The 17,882-nt window shown below is 43.3% G+C and carries 25 protein-coding genes; 24 read left to right on the top strand and 1 reads right to left on the bottom strand.

Annotation, left to right across the window (positions count from 1 at the left end; translation table 11 throughout):
• The first annotated feature begins 240 nt into the window (after positions 1 to 240).
• The 9 genes from EV212_RS13950 to EV212_RS09255 all read left to right on the top strand — a co-directional run bounded on the left by EV212_RS13950 (position 241) and on the right by EV212_RS09255 (position 5,523).
• Positions 241 to 462, top strand: a complete 222-nt coding sequence (locus EV212_RS13950) for a flavodoxin (protein WP_132092452.1) — start codon at positions 241 to 243, stop codon at positions 460 to 462.
• A gap of 487 nt (positions 463 to 949) precedes the next feature.
• The gene (locus EV212_RS13810; protein ID WP_257591955.1) at positions 950 to 1,075 is read left to right on the top strand and encodes a hypothetical protein; all 126 of its coding nucleotides are present in this window, start codon (positions 950 to 952) and stop codon (positions 1,073 to 1,075) included.
• Positions 1,076 to 1,222: 147 nt separating this feature from the next.
• Complete coding sequence (locus EV212_RS09280; RefSeq protein ID WP_243115520.1) at positions 1,223 to 2,113, top strand: DUF3658 domain-containing protein; 891 nt, start codon at positions 1,223 to 1,225, stop codon at positions 2,111 to 2,113.
• 170 nt (positions 2,114 to 2,283) lie between these two features.
• Positions 2,284 to 2,772 carry a MerR family transcriptional regulator gene (locus EV212_RS09275; RefSeq protein WP_330570490.1) on the top strand — a complete coding sequence of 163 codons (489 nt, stop codon included), beginning with the start codon at positions 2,284 to 2,286 and terminating at the stop codon, positions 2,770 to 2,772.
• Complete coding sequence (locus EV212_RS13885; protein ID WP_330570489.1) at positions 2,727 to 3,005, top strand: hypothetical protein; 279 nt, start codon at positions 2,727 to 2,729, stop codon at positions 3,003 to 3,005. Before EV212_RS09275 ends, EV212_RS13885 begins: the two co-directional genes overlap by 46 nt.
• Positions 3,006 to 3,188: 183 nt before the next feature.
• A complete protein-coding gene (locus tag EV212_RS13805; protein ID WP_132092251.1) occupies positions 3,189 to 3,362 on the top strand; it encodes a flavodoxin in 174 nt (57 codons plus the stop codon).
• Positions 3,363 to 3,385: 23 nt separating this feature from the next.
• On the top strand, positions 3,386 to 3,943 hold the full coding sequence (locus EV212_RS09265) for a helix-turn-helix domain-containing protein (RefSeq protein ID WP_132092248.1): 558 nt from the start codon (positions 3,386 to 3,388) through the stop codon (positions 3,941 to 3,943).
• A gap of 15 nt (positions 3,944 to 3,958) precedes the next feature.
• On the top strand, positions 3,959 to 4,837 hold the full coding sequence (locus tag EV212_RS09260) for an MBL fold metallo-hydrolase (protein WP_132092245.1): 879 nt from the start codon (positions 3,959 to 3,961) through the stop codon (positions 4,835 to 4,837).
• 209 nt (positions 4,838 to 5,046) lie between these two features.
• Positions 5,047 to 5,523 carry an Hsp20/alpha crystallin family protein gene (locus tag EV212_RS09255; RefSeq protein WP_132092242.1) on the top strand — a complete coding sequence of 159 codons (477 nt, stop codon included), beginning with the start codon at positions 5,047 to 5,049 and terminating at the stop codon, positions 5,521 to 5,523.
• Between the two features lie 365 nt (positions 5,524 to 5,888).
• Here the strand turns inward: EV212_RS09255 and EV212_RS09250 are convergent, their stop codons facing one another.
• On the bottom strand, positions 5,889 to 6,233 hold the full coding sequence (locus EV212_RS09250) for a winged helix-turn-helix transcriptional regulator (RefSeq protein WP_132092239.1): 345 nt from the start codon (positions 6,231 to 6,233) through the stop codon (positions 5,889 to 5,891).
• 187 nt (positions 6,234 to 6,420) lie between these two features.
• On the opposite strand from EV212_RS09250, the gene EV212_RS09245 reads away from it, so the two are divergent.
• The 15 genes from EV212_RS09245 to EV212_RS09175 all read left to right on the top strand — a co-directional run bounded on the left by EV212_RS09245 (position 6,421) and on the right by EV212_RS09175 (position 17,782).
• Positions 6,421 to 6,852: a DUF1934 domain-containing protein gene (locus tag EV212_RS09245; RefSeq protein WP_132092236.1), complete on the top strand. Its 432-nt coding sequence runs from the start codon at positions 6,421 to 6,423 to the stop codon at positions 6,850 to 6,852.
• A 19-nt stretch (positions 6,853 to 6,871) separates the two neighbouring features.
• Entirely contained in the window at positions 6,872 to 8,071 is a 1,200-nt protein-coding gene (gene metK, locus EV212_RS09240; RefSeq protein WP_132092233.1) for a methionine adenosyltransferase, read from the top strand.
• Between the two features lie 3 nt (positions 8,072 to 8,074).
• On the top strand, positions 8,075 to 8,959 hold the full coding sequence (locus EV212_RS09235; protein ID WP_132092230.1) for a radical SAM protein: 885 nt from the start codon (positions 8,075 to 8,077) through the stop codon (positions 8,957 to 8,959).
• A 13-nt stretch (positions 8,960 to 8,972) separates the two neighbouring features.
• Positions 8,973 to 9,740: a dihydroorotate dehydrogenase electron transfer subunit gene (locus tag EV212_RS09230; protein WP_132092227.1), complete on the top strand. Its 768-nt coding sequence runs from the start codon at positions 8,973 to 8,975 to the stop codon at positions 9,738 to 9,740.
• Positions 9,733 to 10,641, top strand: coding sequence for a dihydroorotate dehydrogenase (locus EV212_RS09225; RefSeq protein ID WP_132092224.1), 909 nt, complete (start codon positions 9,733 to 9,735; stop codon positions 10,639 to 10,641). Before EV212_RS09230 ends, EV212_RS09225 begins: the two co-directional genes overlap by 8 nt.
• Positions 10,638 to 10,835: a hypothetical protein gene (locus tag EV212_RS09220; RefSeq protein WP_132092221.1), complete on the top strand. Its 198-nt coding sequence runs from the start codon at positions 10,638 to 10,640 to the stop codon at positions 10,833 to 10,835. Before EV212_RS09225 ends, EV212_RS09220 begins: the two co-directional genes overlap by 4 nt.
• Positions 10,832 to 11,146 (top strand): helix-turn-helix domain-containing protein, encoded by a 315-nt coding sequence (locus EV212_RS13570; RefSeq protein WP_207669094.1) that lies wholly within the window; start codon positions 10,832 to 10,834, stop codon positions 11,144 to 11,146. The genes EV212_RS09220 and EV212_RS13570 overlap by 4 nt, the downstream gene beginning before the upstream one ends.
• 144 nt (positions 11,147 to 11,290) lie before the next feature.
• Complete coding sequence (locus EV212_RS09210; RefSeq protein WP_132092218.1) at positions 11,291 to 11,995, top strand: lantibiotic protection ABC transporter ATP-binding protein; 705 nt, start codon at positions 11,291 to 11,293, stop codon at positions 11,993 to 11,995.
• Complete coding sequence (locus EV212_RS09205; RefSeq protein WP_132092215.1) at positions 11,996 to 12,742, top strand: lantibiotic immunity ABC transporter MutE/EpiE family permease subunit; 747 nt, start codon at positions 11,996 to 11,998, stop codon at positions 12,740 to 12,742.
• A 2-nt stretch (positions 12,743 to 12,744) separates the two neighbouring features.
• Positions 12,745 to 13,488, top strand: a complete 744-nt coding sequence (locus EV212_RS09200; RefSeq protein ID WP_132092212.1) for a lantibiotic immunity ABC transporter MutG family permease subunit — start codon at positions 12,745 to 12,747, stop codon at positions 13,486 to 13,488.
• Positions 13,481 to 13,858, top strand: a complete 378-nt coding sequence (locus tag EV212_RS09195) for a NisI/SpaI family lantibiotic immunity lipoprotein (RefSeq protein ID WP_132092209.1) — start codon at positions 13,481 to 13,483, stop codon at positions 13,856 to 13,858. Before EV212_RS09200 ends, EV212_RS09195 begins: the two co-directional genes overlap by 8 nt.
• Positions 13,859 to 13,896: 38 nt before the next feature.
• Positions 13,897 to 14,559 carry a response regulator transcription factor gene (locus tag EV212_RS09190; protein ID WP_207669093.1) on the top strand — a complete coding sequence of 221 codons (663 nt, stop codon included), beginning with the start codon at positions 13,897 to 13,899 and terminating at the stop codon, positions 14,557 to 14,559.
• Positions 14,550 to 15,920, top strand: coding sequence for a sensor histidine kinase (locus EV212_RS09185; RefSeq protein WP_132092203.1), 1,371 nt, complete (start codon positions 14,550 to 14,552; stop codon positions 15,918 to 15,920). Before EV212_RS09190 ends, EV212_RS09185 begins: the two co-directional genes overlap by 10 nt.
• A gap of 117 nt (positions 15,921 to 16,037) precedes the next feature.
• Positions 16,038 to 16,721, top strand: coding sequence for a response regulator transcription factor (locus EV212_RS09180; protein ID WP_132092200.1), 684 nt, complete (start codon positions 16,038 to 16,040; stop codon positions 16,719 to 16,721).
• A complete protein-coding gene (locus tag EV212_RS09175; protein WP_132092197.1) occupies positions 16,718 to 17,782 on the top strand; it encodes a sensor histidine kinase in 1,065 nt (354 codons plus the stop codon). Before EV212_RS09180 ends, EV212_RS09175 begins: the two co-directional genes overlap by 4 nt.
• Positions 17,783 to 17,882: the final 100 nt, after the last annotated feature.

Genomic DNA, 17,882 nt, shown 5'->3' with positions numbered 1-17,882 from the left:
AAAGTACATAGAACCAGCAAGTACAAATGCGATACCTGCTGGTTCTGTTAGTTGTAACCTTTAGTTTATAACTCGTGAACTTATCTGATATTCTCAACATCGGGTCGGAGATTTATAATGGAAATAGGCTGGAGGTGTACGATGAGAACGGAGCAAAGAAGAACACAAAACACAATTGTGTATTCCGTTAAAGCCCGCATTTTCAACGGGTTGCGGGGAGTGGGTACAGTTTAATATCCCATTTGGTGGGGGACAGCTCCTCGAATTATACAGACATTTATAGAAAGTTATGACATCAGTGGGGCAACAGTCTATGTGTTTTGCACGTCAGGAAGCAGTGGAATTGAACAGAGCATATCGGATTTACAGGAACTGTATCCCGACGTAAATATTGCAGGCGGAAAAAGACTAAACAACGTAACTGAGGTAGAAGTAAAAGAATGGATAAATAGCCTGTATTGAAAAGGAATCTTACTAAAGGGCTAGTTTTTGAATTCTGCGAGGTTGGATATGCATTTGGATATGTTGCAGGACTAACCGACCTGCTTTTGAATTGAATGAAGTTCTGTTTGCTTTTGACCAGCCACTTATTCAAGAATGTTTTCGCTTTATCATTACTAACAGAAAGAAACCTAAGATAGAACCTGTTATTTACGATAAGAACAGGGTTGCTTATAAGGGATTCCCGTATCTTGTTACTGTGAGTCCAGAACACTGGATATGGATTTGCATACCATGAAAGCGGTGATAACTGAATATATTTATTTTTAGGACTGAATTAGCTCGCACGGACATTAGTTCCGGTTGTCTGGTTCAGTCCTCTTTTTTATGAACTCTACCAGACAATGTATGCCATGATCAATGTCGGACAGCATATATCATCAGGATCAATAACGCATTGGAGGCAATCCCATAAAAACTGGCGGAAGCAGAGCGTAAGCTGGAGACGGTGCAGGGACAGCTGAAAAATGCGATGGAAGAGGTGAAAAAACCGTTCTCGAAAGAGGAAGAACTGAACCAGAAACAGGATGTGAAAGAGGATGCAGTGAGAACCACAGAAGCGAGTATCGGGTAATCTTTTGATATACAAGACAGGTTATAAGGTGTAAAATGAGGGGCATAGAGTTATGCCCCTTGAAATGAACAAATTGGAAGTCGAGGAGACAAGGGTATTCGAATAATGTACCCAAAAGTGAGTTTAGCCAGGGAGGAAATGGGGTTAATGATTGAAATATTGTTTGGTGAGAGCGAAGCCGGTTCCATGAAAGCAGCAAAAAATAAAATAGTGGTTGGTAAGGTCAATGGCCCTGTTTCTGTATGGATGGCAGGGAAAAAGACACCGCCACAAAAACCTTTTACCGGATGGATAGAGGGAACATCGGAGGAAGTGATTTGTCTTGGCTTTATGCTGGATATTGGAAACATCAAAGAGCAAATGGACAGTCCTTACCGCAGGGAATTGATTTATTCTATGTATGCGCAAAATCAGTGGGAACAGGATGGAGAGACAGAGGAAGAACTGAAAAATGTCGGAGATGTTTATGTAAAAGAATTATATCGATTGATGGATTTTTTGGATCATGGAGAAGCTGTCAGGATATGGTACAGCGATACGCCTTATTCCAGATGCGGTTTCTATAACCTGTGCCAGATATTAAAAGGGTATGAAAACGAAACATCGGCAGTAAAGCTTCCAGCGCATATCGTTCGGGAGAAATGCATTGTCACATACCAAAGTTGGAGTGAAGTATCAGCAGAAGAATTTGCAGGATTTTTACCATATGAAAGATCGCTTTCAAAAGAAGAAGTTCGTATGTATGCTATGTTATGGAGTGGATTGATTGAAGAGAACAGCCCGCTTCGCGCGGTAGTTAATGGCAAAGTCCTTAGCGTTCCGGAAGATTTCTATGATTTCCTAATATGGAAAAGGCTGAAAAATGTTCCATTGAAAGAAGCCAGACTGATTGGGGATATCCTTGGTCAGTCCCCAATTGGAGTGGGAGACTGGTGGTACAATCGAAGAATAGAGTATTATATTAAACAGGGGGAGATTCGTGTTGTTGAAGATTCAAAGAATAAATATGCAAGAATGATTTGCAGCAACAGAGGATAAAGTTGATTGACCACTTAATTTTCGGGTTAATGATTTGTAGAGCTGAATAATTATTATTCTTTGAGTGGAATGATTCTGTTTTTCAGCGCAGAAATTTTAAAGAAAAGTATTGACCTTCACGGAACGTCATAGAGTATATTCAGATTATCAAAGACAGGAGGATAATGATAATGATGACCGTAAAGGAAATTGCAGAAATTACAGGGATTAGTGCACGTACGCTTCATTATTATGATGAGATTGGATTATTGAAGCCGACAGCAAAGAGTGAGGCAGGATACAGACTCTATGATGATAAAGCTTTAGAAACATTACAGCAAATACTGTTTTTTCGTGAGTTTGATATTCCTTTAAAAGAAATAAAATCTATTATAACATCTCCTGATTTTGATAGAAACCAAATTCTGCAGATGCAGAGAAAAATGCTTGTTGCAAAAAAAGAACGTATGGAGCGTTTAATTGCAAGTATTGATGATATTCTGAAAGGAGAGAACAAAATGGATTTTTCAGTATTCAATGAGAAGGAAATCGAAGAAATGTTTCAGACTATGCTTGATCATATGCCTGAAAATATAAGAAAGATTTCAATTAACGAGTTTGGAAGTGAAGAGGAATGGAAACAGCAGAATGCTTTAATAAACGAATTGATACAGTTTTAAGAAAATTATTGGCAAGAAGAGAGTATCCACTGGATTCTTTTGAAATCAAAGAAGCAGTAGCAGAGTATGGATTTATTATGAAAATGCTTTATCAGATTAAAGATGAAAAACCAGTTATGCTTTCTGTTGCAGAATCATATCGTGATACGAAGGTGCGAGAAAAAAATGATGCAGATTATGGTGAAGGGGCATCAGATTTTTTTGCAAATGCAATTAAGCATTTTTATCAATAAGTCAAACATCTATTTACTTCAAATTTCTATGGTGGAAACATTTAATGACATAGAACGCAAAAGTAATTAATTATGTTTTATAACCGACATTTTCCGGCAGTGAAATACCTGCCGGTTTTTTCATGCCCAGAAGGAGGTGCTATGTGAGAAAAATAGAAAATATGATGCTGACTTTGTTTCTAAATGAGTAAAAAACTGGTAGCATATTTTTCAACAACAGGCATAACTGCGAGAGTGGCAGAAAATTTAGCAGATTCCGTCGGAGCGGATTTGTTTGCTATTATACTTACGACAGGTTACACAAAAGCAGGCTCTTTTATTTTACAAGTGGTATGCTATAATATATTTTGTATGTAAAAACAAATGAAAGGGGAGAAATTATGGAGCAGGTTTCATTGAAGATAGGGGAGCGGCTGAAAGAAATCCGAAATACAAGGCAGCTCACGCTGGATGATGTTTCAGAGCTGACTGGCGTGAGCAAGCCTATGTTAGGGCAGATTGAGCGTGGCCAGTCCTCGCCCACCATCAACATATTATGGAAGATTTCAACAGGGCTGAAAATACCGCTGTCCTTTTTCTGTAAACAGGAGGAAGCGGAGTACACGGTGGCCGGGCTTGAAAAAAAGAATGTGATCACGGAAGAAGACGGAGGAATGAGAGCATACCCGCTGTTTCCCTTTGACCCGGTAAGGAACGTAGAAGTGTTTTATATTGAGTTTGACGCAGGGGTGCGTCATGCTTCACTTCTTCATGTAACAGGCGTGGAGGAATATATTTTTTTGGTGCATGGGGTGCTGAAGATTGTGATAGGCGGGAAGGAAGTGTTGCTGCAGGAAAAGCAGTCCATACGGTTTGGGGCTGACATTTCCCATGTATATCATAATGTTTCGGATAAAGCCTGCGCCGTTTATAATGTGATATTTTATGCCAATAAGTAAAGGAGAAAACGGAAAATGTATGAATTGGTACAAGTCAGTGAGAAATGCTATTACATAAACTGCCCGGCAAAGATCGGCGTCTACGTTGCGGACAAGGATCATATCTATCTGGTTGACAGCGGGAATGATAAAGATGCGGGGAGGAAGGTCAGGCAGATTCTGGAAAAGAATGGCTGGCATCTCACTGCCATTCTGAATACCCATTCCAACGCAGACCATATCGGCGGGAACAAATACCTGCAGAGGCAGACAGGATGTAAGGTTTATTCCGGCGGCATAGAGGCGGCATTCACAAAATACCCGGTCTTGGAGCCGTCCTTTCTTTACGGCGGTTATCCGTGTAAGGATTTGCGGCACAAATTCCTGATGGCTCAGGAGAGCAGTGTGACGGATTTTTCAGATGAGAGTTTTCCGAAGGAGATCGAGGTGATACCGCTGCCGGGGCATTTCTTTGACATGGTGGGATTCCGTATGCCGGATGGTGTGGTATTCCTTGCGGACTGCATCAGCAGCAGGGAGACATTGGATAAGTATGCAGTTTCCTTCATTTATGATGTGGGTGCTTATCTGGAAACGCTGGATATGGTGGAAAAGATGGAGGGGGCTACATTTGTTCCCGCCCATGCAGAGGCGTCTGCCGACATAAAGGAACTTGTCTGTTACAACAGGGATAAGGTACATGAGGTGGCGGACAAGATTTTATCCATCTGCGGGGAGCCAATACGCTTTGAGCGTATTTTGCAGGAATTGTTCAATGGTTATGGGCTTGACATGAACTTTGAACAGTATGTGCTGGTAGGCAGTACAGTGCGATCCTATCTTTCGTGGCTGAAAGATAACGGGAAGATAGCGGTTGAATTTCAGGACAATATGTTGCTCTGGCAGAGGGTATAGTGGGGGCACAATGTGTGTAAAACAGAGTTCACAAATATTTCACAGAATTATTAGCACTATTGCTTGACGAGTGCCAATAAAAGTGTTATAACACAGATAGAACAAAGGAAGAGGAAAGAGAGGAACCGGTAGAAGGTTTCATTTTCTTCCCAATCATCCCCAGTTCCGGTTAACAAGTTGTTTTTAATTTGGAAAAGGAGCGATGACTTATGATGACACCTAGTATTTTTGGAGAAAACTTATTTGACGATTTCTTTGATGATTTTTTTGATTTCCCGTCGTATGACGATAAAGCGATGCGCAAAGCAGAGCGGAAGCTGTACGGACGCCATGCGGCGAATATGATGAAGACCGATGTGCAGGAGCATGACGACCACTATGAAGTAGATATTGACCTGCCTGGCTTTAAGAAAGACGAACTTTCCCTGGAACTGAAAGACGGCTATCTGGTGATCAATGCAGCGAAGGGACTTGACAAGGATGAGAAGGAAAAGAAAACAGGCAGATTTGTCCGCAGGGAGCGTTATGCAGGAAGCATGAGCAGATCCTTCTATGTCGGCGAGGATGTAAAGCAGGAAGATATCCACGCAAAGTATGAGAGCGGGGTATTAAAACTGAGTATTCCGAAGGAGGAGACAAGAAAGCCGGAGGTTGAAGAAAAGAAATATATTGCCATCGAGGGATAACGGCACCTCTTAATATAAAATAAAACAGGATAGCCCGGAGTACGGCGCGGTTTGGAAACTGCCCGGATCCGGGCATTTTTCTGTTTTGTGGTGGGAAAAGAGGCGATAGCAGGGCTTGGTTACAGTGAAACTGCCTGGTAATTGATTTTGTGAGGAAAAGTGTATTGACTGTTCCGCTGTGTGATAGTTTATTATAGAGGATGGAGGGGATATACGCCAACAGTAACGGGGAGGTATATTAAGTTTCAGAGATTTATCCGCAGTGATGCCCCATGCAAAATCGAAGATGGTGTTAAAGATTTTTTGGTAGAAAAAAATGTTAAGACGGTCATTGAATTTGGCTGTAAATTCAATGCAGGGCAGGCTTACATTAAATGTGTTTCGCTCCATTCCTTCATCTGTTCCAAAATAGGGACAAAACTCTCAGCCAATTCTGTAAGGGTATATTCCACTTTGGGTGGTATTTCCTGATAAATCCGGCGGTTGATCCAGCCGTCATTTTCCAGTTCTCTAAGCTGCTTTGTCAGTGTTGATTTTGTGATTTCATCCCCGATTCTTCTTTGTAATTCTCCAAATCTCTGGACTTTATATACTGCAATGTACCATACGATTAAAATTTTCCATTTGCCGCCAAGAATGGATTGTAGTGTCGTCATCGGGACGCAGCTTGCCATTAGGCTTTGACTGCGTGAAAATTTGTTGTCAGTCATAGCAAAGACCTCCTTTATACGATGAAAATTATACGGTATTTTCCTCCGAATATCAAGATAGTGTCTTTTTTCATACCGGTTTTTCAAAAGATACCAGGTGTCAAAAAACGGTCCAGGACAACAAAAAGACAGTACTTGTAGGATTGTTTTTTTCGATTTAGACTATGCTTGAACGGAGGCGAAAGAGATGAAACAGAACATTCAGATATCCCTTTTAGGTATCCAGAATGCCGGAAGTGAACCAGAAGCAATTCTGACAAAGACAGCCAGAGACTATTGTTTTGAAAATGGGTTTCACAAAATCCTTTACTGTGAACTGGATGAAAATGGAACCGCTACAGACAATCTTCTTTTTCTTTCAGAAACAGAAATGCGGCTGAGTAAAAGCGGTTCTGTTGCCGGACGATTTTTATTTATTCCAGGCGAAAAGACAGTGGCCGATTACCTGACACCCTTTGGGAAGATTGCTTTTGAGGCTGAAACGGAAACTTATCACTTGGATAGGAAAGAGGATGAGCTGAATGTACAGCTGAAATATAAGCTCTACGCAGGCAATCAGTTGTTCTCAGAAAATACTCTGACTATCCACGTCTGTAATGCGGATTTAGTCAGCGAATAAGACAGGGAGGGATCATTTTATGAAGAAATTGTTTACTTCTGAATCTGTAACAGAAGGTCATCCGGATAAATTGTGCGACCAGATAGCGGACGCTGTTCTGGATGCAATTATACGAAAAAAGCCTGATGCAAGAGTGGCCTGCGAGGTATTTGCCACAACAGGGGTTGTCTTTATTATGGGCGAAGTATCAGACGGTGGGATGAATGGAATTGACATTGAAACGATTGCCCGTGATACGATCCGTGAAATCGGATACAGCGACCATCGCTTTGGATTTGATGCGGATACTGTGGCAGTGATCACAGCCATTCATGGGCAGTCCCCGGACATAGCACAGGGCGTTACCAGGGCGTTAGAAGTCGGGGGAGGTAAAAAACGGGAACTTGGGGCCGGCGATCAGGGAATGGTATTCGGATATGCTTCGGATGAAACGGAGGAACTGATGCCAATGCCAATTTATCTGGCCCATGCACTGACAAAGAAACTTGCTCTGGTAAGAAAGAATGGAACTATTCCATATCTTGGACCGGATGGGAAGGCACAGGTGTCGGTTGAATATGAAGATGATAAGCCCGTGCGGGTGGACACGGTGGTCATTTCCACACAACACTTGCCGGAAACCGACCATGCTACGATTGAAAAAGATATGATCGGACAGGTCATCCGGGAGGTTATCCCGGAACAGCTTATGGATGAAAATACCAAATATCTGATCAATCCTACCGGACGTTTTGTGATTGGCGGACCGCAGGGAGATACCGGCCTGACAGGAAGGAAAATCGTGGTAGACACTTATGGCGGATTTGCCAGACATGGCGGCGGTGCTTTTTCAGGAAAGGACCCGACGAAGGTTGACCGCAGCGCCGCATATGCTGCCCGGTATGTGGCAAAGAACCTGGTTGCAGCCGGAATTGCCCACCGGTGTGAAATACAGATTGCGTATGCCATTGGTGTTGCACGGCCTGTTTCCGTTTCGGTAAATACCTTTGGAACGGGAACAATTTCAGATGAGAAGGTTTTGGAACTGATCGATACTTATTTTGATCTGCGTCCATCTTCCATCATCAATGGCTTAGGGCTCAGGAAACCAATTTACAGGCAAACGGCTGCTTATGGTCACTTTGGCCGGAAAGATCTGCAGCTGCCCTGGGAATGGACAGATAAAGTGACAGTGCTTCGCAATGCATTAGCAAAAACAGAGGATGGAAAGGAGAAATGATCTATGCATTACACAGGAACAATTTGGAGACCGCCTTATGAGGCTTATAGTGCGCTGGTTCAGGTGACGGCTGGCTGCACCCACCATAAATGCAAATTCTGTACTCTTTATGAGGATGTACCGTTTAAATTCCGTATGTCCCCTTTATCAGAGGTGGAAGAAGATTTGAAAGAGATCAGCTGCTATTACCGGAATGCGAAACGTGTATTTTTTACCGGGGCAAACCCGTTTGTCCTGAGTTTTGATAAACTGAAAACTCTGGCAGGGCTGGTCAGGAAATATTATCCAAAGGCAGAGTCCATTGGCTGTTTCGCCCGCATTACCGATATTACGCCTAAGACGGATGAGCAGCTGAAGGAACTGCGCCGGCTGGGGTATAACAGTATTACGATTGGTGTAGAAGCCGGAGATGATGAAGCGCTGTCTTTTATGCATAAGGGTTTTGGTACAAAGGAAATTATTCGTGAATGTAAACGGCTGGATGAGGCCGGGATGGAATATAACTTTTTCTACCTTGCCGGAATTTATGGCCGTGGACGTGGAGAAATCGGTGCAAAGAATACGGCGGTAGTCTTCAACCAGCTGAATCCTAAGATTATTATTAACTCTATGATGACGATCTACTGTACTTCTGAGCTCTATCAGGAGATTCAGGACGGTAGCTGGAAAGAAGAAACAGAAATCGAAAAGCTTATGGAGCTGAAAGTGCTGATCGGAAATCTGAATATTGATACCTATTTTGCAACGATGGGCGCATCGAATTGTGTCAATGTGGAAGGACATTTGCCAAAGGATAAAACGAGGATGATAAAATGGCTGGATGAAGTGATCAGTTCTGTGGACGAAAAAGAGCTTAGAAGGTATCGTGAAAATCTGCGGCATCTGTAATGGGAGGACAGGCATGAGTACATATTGCACTGCAACGGTGATAAACCACGAAGAAATCATACCGGGAGTATGGAAGATGGAGCTGGCGGTGCCGGAGATCGCAAAAACGGCAAGGCCGGGACAATTTATTCAGTTATATCCACCGGATGAGAGAAATCTGCTGGCGCGTCCCATCAGCCTCTCCTCCATATCTAAAGAGAGTGTGACGGTGGTATATCGGGTTGTGGGACAAGGAACAAAGCAGTTTTCATGCCTGCAAGTGGATGATATGGTCCGTGTTATGGGACCGTTGGGAAATGGTTTCACGCTTCCGGATGCAGGAGAACAAAATGTGATTGTTGGCGGCGGCCTGGGTATCCCGCCTCTTTTGGAACTTGCAAAAAGGCTTCATGGAAATACAGTGGCATTGCTTGGGTATCGGGAAGATCCGTTTATGGAAGAGGAGTTTCAAAGATTAGGTCTGGAGGTCCATATTGCAAGCCAATCAGGAAACTACGGTTTTCACGGGACCGTGTTGGATTTGCTGGAGAATCTCACTCTTCCGGCGGGACAGATATTTGCCTGTGGACCTCGCCGGATGCTGCAATCTGTTTCGATGTGGGCAAAAGGGCATGACGTCCCCATTCAGGTATCCTTAGAGGAACGGATGGCCTGTGGCCTTGGTGCCTGTCTTGGATGTGGAGTGAAAATACAAAAGCCAGGAGAGCAGGACTGGAGATATCTCAGGGTATGCAAAGAAGGCCCTGTTTTTTCAGGGGAGGAGGTAGTCTGGAATGGATAGCAGAATGGAAACAGTCATCGCAGGCGTAACATGGAAAAATCCGGTGACAACAGCATCCGGTACATTTGGTTCCGGCCGTGAATATGGGGAGTTGATCGACTTAAACCGTTTAGGGGCGATCACAGTAAAAGGAGTTTCTGAGGAAGCGTGGAAAGGGAATCCTGTCCCCAGACTTGCAGAAACCCAAAGCGGTCTTTTAAATTCTATCGGCCTGCAGAACGCAGGAGCAGAGTATTTTATAAATCATGATATTCCGTTTCTCAGGCAGTACGATACAAAGATCATCGTCAATATCTGTGGACATACTTTATCACAGTATTGTGCAGTTGCAGAAAAGTTTGCAGATTGTGACATTGACATGTTGGAACTCAATATTTCCTGCCCGAATGTGGAGGAGGGCGGTTTGAGTTTTGGAACAGATCCTCATGTTGTAGAAAGAGTGGTAAAGGCTGTGCGCCATTATGCAAAGCAGCCTTTGATTGTAAAATTATCGCCGGAAGTCACTGATATAATGGAAGTTGCCAGAGCTGCTGTTTCCGGCGGGGCTGATGCCCTTTCACTAATTAACACCCTAAGAGGGATGAAGATAGATATTCATAAGCGCAGGCCTATCCTTGCCAGTAAGATAGGCGGTTATTCCGGCCCGGGTGTTATGCCAGTGGCCCTGCGGATGGTTTACGAGGTCTGCCATAGCGTTGATGTGCCGGTGATTGGAATGGGTGGTATTTCGACATTTGAAGATGCCCTTCAATTTATTATGGCAGGCGCACAGGCGGTTGCTGTTGGAACCGCAAATTTCCATAATCCATATGCGTCTGTGGAAATCATAGATGGAATCAGGCAATACATGAAAGAAAACAGGATTCCTTCTCTGGAGGAAATCAGAGGATGTATTGATTGAGGATAGATTTACGGAACGATAAATTGTCTGGAAAGTATGTGAAAATTCCTTATATCGCAAGAGTGGATGATAATTCGATGGGATTTGTAACGGAATGGAAAGAAGGGTTTCGGATATTTCTGATGGATAAGCGGCTTTTCGTTTTGACTCTCGCCGCCACAATTTGTATGGTTTTCTTTATTCCGCAGGTATGATGATTGGAACTTTTACAATAAATCATTTTGGAAATGAGTTGCAATATAACGTTATCTGTACTGCCTTCATTGGATTATTTGGCCTTGGCAGTACCACACTCATTAGCGGGTTTCTTCCAAAGTCAGATGTGGCATTTTCCCTATTGAACAGTATTATTTCGTTGCCAATGCCTCTTGGTTTATTGGTTGCAGGTCCCGTGTCTGGTTGTGAGAGCGTGGTCTATAACGTGATTTGCCAGATTAGAAAGAAACTGAAGAACCCGGATATGATACAGACGGTTATCAGGAGAGGATATAAGTTTGTGGGGTAAAAGAACATCCCAGAGTAACAATGTAGAATTGCTGCTTTGGGATGTTTTCATGTGCTCTGATAAAAAATCAAGAAGAAATCTTTATGGAATCTTCAAAATTACTCTGTATGATATCCATGAAATTACAAGAAAGGACTTGATTACATGGATATGATTTTGAAAACGACTGACCTCTGCAAAGATTTCAAAGGGCAGATGGCGGTAAACAACGTGTCGCTGAATATCCGGCGCAATTCGGTTTATGGCCTGCTGGGGCCGAATGGGGCTGGTAAATCTACAATTTTGAAAATGCTCACCGGCATTTTACGCCCCACATCGGGAAGCATTGAATTTGACGGCCACCCGTGGAAACGGAACGATTTGGAGCATATCGGCGCTTTGATCGAGATGCCCCCGCTTTACGAAAATCTGACTGCATATGAAAATCTCAAAGTCAGAACTACATTGCTTGGCCTGGATGATGCGCGAATTAACGAGGTATTACAAATTGTTCAGCTTACGAATACCGGCAAGAAACGGGCCGGACAGTTTTCTCTTGGCATGAAGCAGCGGCTTGGTATTGCTATTGCATTGCTGAACAGTCCCCGGCTTTTGATTCTGGATGAACCGACAAACGGACTTGACCCTTTGGGAATTGAGGAACTTCGTGAACTGATTCGTTCTTTTCCGTCCAATGGAATTACGGTCATTCTGTCAAGCCATATTTTGTCAGAAGTCCAGCAGATTGCAGATCATGTAGGTATTATTGCTGGCGGCATCCTTGGATATGAGGGGGAACTTCGCGCCGGTGAAGATTTGGAACAGCTCTTTATGGATGTTATCCGTAGGAATGGCAAGGAGGGATATTAAATGGAAATGGCATATATTCAGGCCGAGAACCTAAAGCATAAGAGAACTTTCACGAAAACGCTGATGATTCTGGCCCCATTTGTAACTGCGCTGATGAACTTTTTCGCCCCTCTTTGGTTCCAGCTCAATTCTTATAACTGGTGGTATATCCTGCTCTATCCAGGATTTCTCACGCTTACCTGCGCTTTGATTGAGCAGCGGGATAATGGCAAATTAAAATATCGTGCGGTTGCTTTATTGCCTGTTTCGCAGAACAAAGTCTGGAAAGCTAAAATTGGAGTGGCCGGTAGTTACTCTTGCGTGGGGAACTTCATTTTCATGGCGCTAAATCTGCTGGGCGGTTTTGCAATATTAGTTATCAACCAAATTCCCCTGACAATCGGTGTTGGGCAGGCCATCGCCGGAACCGCTTGTATCGTCATTGCAAGCCTGTGGGAAATTCCGTTGTGCTTATGGTTATCAAAAAAGGTTGGTATCTTTGTCGCGGTGATTCTTAATGCCGGACTTGGCAGCGTTTTGGGAATTTTCACGGCTACAACCTCTTTGTGGATGATCTGCCCGTATAGTTGGGTGCCGCATCTTATGATTTCCGTGTTAGGTATTTTACCGAACGGTGAACCGGTTCCAGATCAGAGCGCGGCAATGGCGTTTTGGATGATTCTACTTGTGCTTGTCACTTCGTTGGCCTGGTTTGCGGTGCTGTCATTTTTAACGGCAAGATGGTTTGAAAAAAAGGAGGTGGGGTAACTATGGTATCTGTGATTCGGTGCTGGAAAGCAGAATATCAGAAGTGTAAACACAGCATTTTGCTCTATATGCACAGCCTGATTCCAATTATGTGTGCGGCGGTTTTTGTGGGGTATTATCATATATCCAGATGGGAACCGGCGACCAAAATCAGTGCCTATCTGGAAGTATTGGCCGCTGCCTTTCCGTTCCTGATCGGCATTATAGTGGGTCTGGTTGTTCAGATTGAAAATCAGGCCGGGCATTATCAGCTTTTGTTAGGAACAATCCCATCCCGCATAGCAACGTATATTGGTAAACTTGGGTTTCTGATGATCTGTGCTATGGGTGCAACATTTTTAGCATTGGGAACATTTGCTGTACTATACAGGGACGCCCCGGCAAGCCTATACCTGAAAGCAGGGATTCTATTGTTGATTACCATACTCCCTATTTACCTGATTCATTTGTTTGTGGGAATGAGCTTTGGAAAGGGTGCGTCTATGGGATTGGGCATTGCCGGAAGTCTCATAGCTGCCCTTATGATAACAGGCCTTGGTGACGCTGTATGGAGATACATTCCCTGGGCCTGGAGCGTTCGTGCTATGGATTATACTGTGCTTGCATGGGATAGTCCCCAACTGTATGCACAGGTAAAAACTGATTTTTCCAGTGGTATGATTATTTCTGTATGCTGTACTGTCTGTTTGTTGATTACCAGTTTAGTTTGGTTTCGTAGTTGGGAGGGAGGTAAAAACAGTGAATAAAAAGTGTCTGTTTGCCGTGGTAATGATGCTTGTGAGTCTTATTTGTTTATCGGCCTGCGGTGCGCTCCGCAATACTGCCGGTAAAAACAAGGCGTTAAATGAATCTCTGCCGTATTATGAACTGAACGCCGCAAACTATGATGAAATTTCCTATAACGGCCTGACCTATACCATAACGGATGAATGTCTGGAAATGTCAGAACTGCAAGAAGAAATCGGGCAGGTATCGAAACGCTTCAAGAATGTGGCGGGGGAAGATTTCAGTTTCGGCTATGTCTACAGTATTGTGGATGTGGATATAAGCAATGCCGTAGCTGTAAATATCAACAACGAATATCGGAAAGCTGACATTAAATATAATGACGAGTAACCCCTGTAATGTGGTACAATGGGGCGGGAGGTGATTTTTTGACCCACTTACTTGTAGTTGACGATGAAGTTTCTATCCTGGAACTGATTAAGAATAGTTTAGGGAAAGACGGCTATTTGATAACAGCCTGTCAAAATGCGGATGATGTAGACATCAAAAAGCTGCGTTGCTATGACCTCATTCTTTTGGATGTAATGATGCCTGGAACAGACGGATTTGATTTTTGCAAGCAAATCAGGAATATGGTAGACTGCCCGATTCTCTTTCTGACCGCAAAGACGTTAGAGGAAGATATATTATTTGGATTGGGTCTCGGGGCGGATGATTATATTACGAAACCGTTTCGTATTCAGGAGCTTCGCGCCCGTGTTGCAGCACATTTACGCAGAGAAAAAAGGGAGCGTCACAGTACGCTTTCCTTTGAGCCTGATATAAGATTTGACCTTTCCGCAAAGGCACTGTATGTTTCAGAACAGCCGGTTTCCCTGACCAAGAGCGAGTATTCCATCTGTGAATACCTTGCAAAAAACCGGGGACAGGTTTTTACAAAAGAACAAATCTATGAAGCCGTTTTCGGGTTTGATGGAATAGGCGATAACTCTACGATCTCAACGCATATAAAAAATATTCGTGCGAAATTGGAGCATTTCAAAATAAGCCCGATCAGCACCGTATGGGGGATAGGATATAAATGGGAGTGAAAAAGAAACCCACATTGAAAATATTGTTTCGCCAGTTTGCTATTTTCCTTATTGTCGTGCTGGCAGCGGCAATTATTGTTCCTTTTGCTTTGGAGAGCCTCGCTGTAAATGCAGGATTGGCTACAAGGGCAAATCAAAGTGAATTGCAGGTAAAAGAGATTATTCCAACGCTGACGATTGCCCCGGATATTACAAAGGTTGTGATTCCACAGGGATGCGGCTACTTAATTCTGGATAAGAATTTTAACGAGCTTTACAGCAACATGGACGATGATGAAAAAGAAATTGCTCTGCTGTACGCAAAAGGAGAATATATTGAATATGCTACGGGGAGGCAGTTTGCGCTTGTTGTCCGGGAAAATGAATTTTGCGTTTTAAGGTATTACATTGATTCCCAATTTACAGTGTCATGGCTGCCGGATTTTTTTCCATCTCCTGACACGCTTACTTTTATCCTGATGGGTGTAAATTCGCTGCTGGTCATTATCGTTCTGACCGCCAGATTTGCAAAGAACCTGCGTACACAGCTGACACCGCTTTTTGAAGCTACTACGGAAGTTGCAAAGCAAAACCTTGACTTTGAAGTAGGACATTCTAAAATCAAAGAGTTTGAAGATGTCCTTGCATCTTTTTCAGATATGAAAGATAATCTGAAAATTTCGTTAGAACGTCAATGGAAAACGGAGCAGACACAGAAAGATCAGATCGTCGCACTTGCCCATGATTTGAAAACGCCCCTGACGGTTATTCAGGGAAATGCTGACCTTATCATTGAAACGGAGTTGAACGAGGAACAACGGTTATATGCGGAATATATCAGCAGCAGTTCCGAACAGATGCAGTTGTATATTAGAACCTTGATTGATATTTCACGGGCGGCGGTTGGCTATCAACTTCATATGGTGGATATTGACCTACCCGCTTTTGCGGAACAATTGCGGGGGCAGATTGACGCTTTATGCCAGACGAAAAAAATCGGTTTGCAGATGGAAACCCGTCACTTGCCTGACACATTGTCAGCAGATCCGCTATTGTTAGAACGAGCGATTATGAACGTGGTGAGCAATGCGCTGGATTATTCTCCGAGAGATGGCTGCGTCTATATTACAATTATGGGTGTTCAGCAAAACCTGCAAATTTCCGTGGCAGATGCAGGCAGCGGCTTTTCACAGGAGGATTTATTACACGCACAGGAACAATTTTACATGGCAGACCGCAGTCGGAGTTCTAAATTGCATTTTGGAATGGGCCTGTTTATCACAAAATCTATTGTTCAACAACACAACGGGCAACTTATTTTAGGCAATTCCGAAAAAACTGGCGGCGCACAGGTTACAATCAAAATTCCCATATCTGGCTGATTCTCAAAACTGCGGAAAAACCGATTGACAAACGATATAAAAAGGATAAAAAATAGTTTAGCCGTGAGGTTTCTGTGACATTTAGTTGATACGCTATAAAGAAAAGGATGTGATGTAATGCGAATTTTGGTAGTCGAAGATGATCGTCTTTTGAATAATACACTATGCTATAACCTAAATACGATGGGATATATCATAGATTCTGCTTTATCAAAGCAGGCGGCAACGAATTTTATTGAGAAGCAGGATTACGATCTGATCGTGCTGGATGTGAATCTGCCGGATGGAAATGGCTTTGAGTTTTGCCGGGAAGCCAAAGAACGGTATCCTGATACCGCAGTCATCTTCCTGACTGCAAATGATATGGAAAGTGATATGCTCAAAGGCTATGAGTTAGGTGCAGACGATTATGTGACGAAGCCATTCCACATGAGCGTTTTTCAAAAAAAGCTGGCGGTGCTGCTGGGGCGCATAGCAAAGCAATCAGGTGGGGACTGTTATGAGGATGGTATCCTGTTCATAAACTTTTCGGAAATGACTGCGACCATTTCCGGAGAAGCGATTACCTTTACACCGCTGGAATACCGGCTGCTAAAGGTGCTGACGAAAAATCCAAAGGTTGTTCTGACGAGGCAGGTACTTCTCGAAAAGCTGTGGGATATTGATGAAAATTTTGTGGATGAACATGCCCTGACAGCTGCAGTCAGCCGGGTACGGAATAAAATCGAAACGGATGGTCGGCAATATATCAAAACGGTGTATGGCATGGGTTACATGTGGATTGGAAGGCTGAAAAAATGAATGCACGAAAGCTCTCAATGAATAAAGCCTGTGTTATAATGGCGGTTTTTCTTGTGCTGGTATCGGCAATACAGCTTAAGGTTCTTTATTTCCTTACAAACGATGTAACGGTGGTATTGTGTGGATTGTCTTATACTATGCTGACGTTGCTATGTGTTGCCCTTTTTGTTGCTTTGATACGACGAAAGCTGGTTCTGTTCTCAAATCGTTTTTGTGAACTACTGGACAATATGCTGACCAAAGAAACAGAACCTCCGCAGGCAGCAGAGGAAGAAAGCCTGTTTTATAAAATCAATCACCGCCTGATACGGCTTTATGAAGTCATGCGGGAAAATCGAAACATCGTTGCAAAGGAAAGGGCTGATCTGCAGGAACTGATTTCAGATATTTCCCACCAGGTAAAAACACCGATTACGAATCTGAAAATGATAAATACTACATTGCTTGAGCAACCCATGACGGAGGAAAAACGCCAAAGGTTTTTATTGGATAGCGGGATACAGCTTGATAAGCTGGACTTTCTCATGCAGGCCATGATTAAGACTTCACGTCTGGAAACAGGTGTTATTTCACTGGAAAAGAAAATGCAGCCGATTTATGACACGATGGCAACAGCTCTAGGCGGTATTTTCCTGAATGCGGAAAGAAAACATATCCATGTCAGCGTCGAATGTCCGGAAAATCTGGCTGTTTCTCATGACGGGAAGTGGACAAGTGAGGCCCTGTTTAACATTCTGGATAATGCAGTAAAGTACACACCTGATGGTGGGAAAATCCATGTTGCTGTTGAAAGCTGGGAATTTTATTTAAAGATTGATATTACCGATACCGGAAAAGGTATCCCCGAAAATCTGCATGGCACGATATTCAAGCGATTTTACCGGGAACCCGGAGTACACGATATAGAGGGAATTGGTATTGGCCTATATCTGGCCCGTGAGATTATCACAATGCAGGGTGGGTATCTCAAGGTAGCGTCAGAGCCGGGCAAAGGAGCCACCTTTTCTGTTTTTCTCCCGCATGAACATGGAAAAAGGGGCCGTTGCAAAATAGATGAATAATCATCTGGGGCCGTTGCAAAATAGATGAATAATCATCTATGGAGCAATGGCTCCATTTTTATGTCTAAAAATAGAAAAGCAGGATCCGAAGAACCTGCCA

This window comes from Frisingicoccus caecimuris, assembly GCF_004340975.1.
GTDB lineage: Bacteria > Bacillota > Clostridia > Lachnospirales > Lachnospiraceae > Frisingicoccus > Frisingicoccus caecimuris.
The sequence above is the reverse complement of the archived record's forward strand: the minus strand, read 5'-3'. Positions and strand labels throughout refer to the sequence as shown.

What these genes read in the sequence shown, in the direction of transcription:
- EV212_RS09230 (WP_132092227.1), top strand. Translation starts at nt 8,973, where the DNA reads ATGAGTACATATTGCACTGCAACGGTGATAAACCACGAAGAAATCATA.
- EV212_RS09275 (WP_330570490.1), top strand. Translation starts at nt 2,284, where the DNA reads ATGATGACCGTAAAGGAAATTGCAGAAATTACAGGGATTAGTGCACGT.
- EV212_RS09180 (WP_132092200.1), top strand. Translation starts at nt 16,038, where the DNA reads ATGCGAATTTTGGTAGTCGAAGATGATCGTCTTTTGAATAATACACTA.
- EV212_RS09200 (WP_132092212.1), top strand. Translation starts at nt 12,745, where the DNA reads ATGGTATCTGTGATTCGGTGCTGGAAAGCAGAATATCAGAAGTGTAAA.
- EV212_RS09175 (WP_132092197.1), top strand. Translation starts at nt 16,718, where the DNA reads ATGAATGCACGAAAGCTCTCAATGAATAAAGCCTGTGTTATAATGGCG.
- EV212_RS09250 (WP_132092239.1), bottom strand. Translation starts at nt 6,233, where the DNA reads ATGACTGACAACAAATTTTCACGCAGTCAAAGCCTAATGGCAAGCTGC.
- EV212_RS09280 (WP_243115520.1), top strand. Translation starts at nt 1,223, where the DNA reads ATGATTGAAATATTGTTTGGTGAGAGCGAAGCCGGTTCCATGAAAGCA.
- EV212_RS13570 (WP_207669094.1), top strand. Translation starts at nt 10,832, where the DNA reads ATGATGATTGGAACTTTTACAATAAATCATTTTGGAAATGAGTTGCAA.
- metK (WP_132092233.1), top strand. Translation starts at nt 6,872, where the DNA reads ATGAAGAAATTGTTTACTTCTGAATCTGTAACAGAAGGTCATCCGGAT.
- EV212_RS09260 (WP_132092245.1), top strand. Translation starts at nt 3,959, where the DNA reads ATGTATGAATTGGTACAAGTCAGTGAGAAATGCTATTACATAAACTGC.
- EV212_RS09210 (WP_132092218.1), top strand. Translation starts at nt 11,291, where the DNA reads ATGGATATGATTTTGAAAACGACTGACCTCTGCAAAGATTTCAAAGGG.
- EV212_RS09205 (WP_132092215.1), top strand. Translation starts at nt 11,996, where the DNA reads ATGGAAATGGCATATATTCAGGCCGAGAACCTAAAGCATAAGAGAACT.
- EV212_RS09255 (WP_132092242.1), top strand. Translation starts at nt 5,047, where the DNA reads ATGATGACACCTAGTATTTTTGGAGAAAACTTATTTGACGATTTCTTT.
- EV212_RS09245 (WP_132092236.1), top strand. Translation starts at nt 6,421, where the DNA reads ATGAAACAGAACATTCAGATATCCCTTTTAGGTATCCAGAATGCCGGA.
- EV212_RS13885 (WP_330570489.1), top strand. Translation starts at nt 2,727, where the DNA reads ATGGAAACAGCAGAATGCTTTAATAAACGAATTGATACAGTTTTAAGA.
- EV212_RS13805 (WP_132092251.1), top strand. Translation starts at nt 3,189, where the DNA reads ATGAGTAAAAAACTGGTAGCATATTTTTCAACAACAGGCATAACTGCG.
- EV212_RS09225 (WP_132092224.1), top strand. Translation starts at nt 9,733, where the DNA reads ATGGATAGCAGAATGGAAACAGTCATCGCAGGCGTAACATGGAAAAAT.
- EV212_RS09235 (WP_132092230.1), top strand. Translation starts at nt 8,075, where the DNA reads ATGCATTACACAGGAACAATTTGGAGACCGCCTTATGAGGCTTATAGT.
- EV212_RS09265 (WP_132092248.1), top strand. Translation starts at nt 3,386, where the DNA reads ATGGAGCAGGTTTCATTGAAGATAGGGGAGCGGCTGAAAGAAATCCGA.
- EV212_RS09185 (WP_132092203.1), top strand. Translation starts at nt 14,550, where the DNA reads ATGGGAGTGAAAAAGAAACCCACATTGAAAATATTGTTTCGCCAGTTT.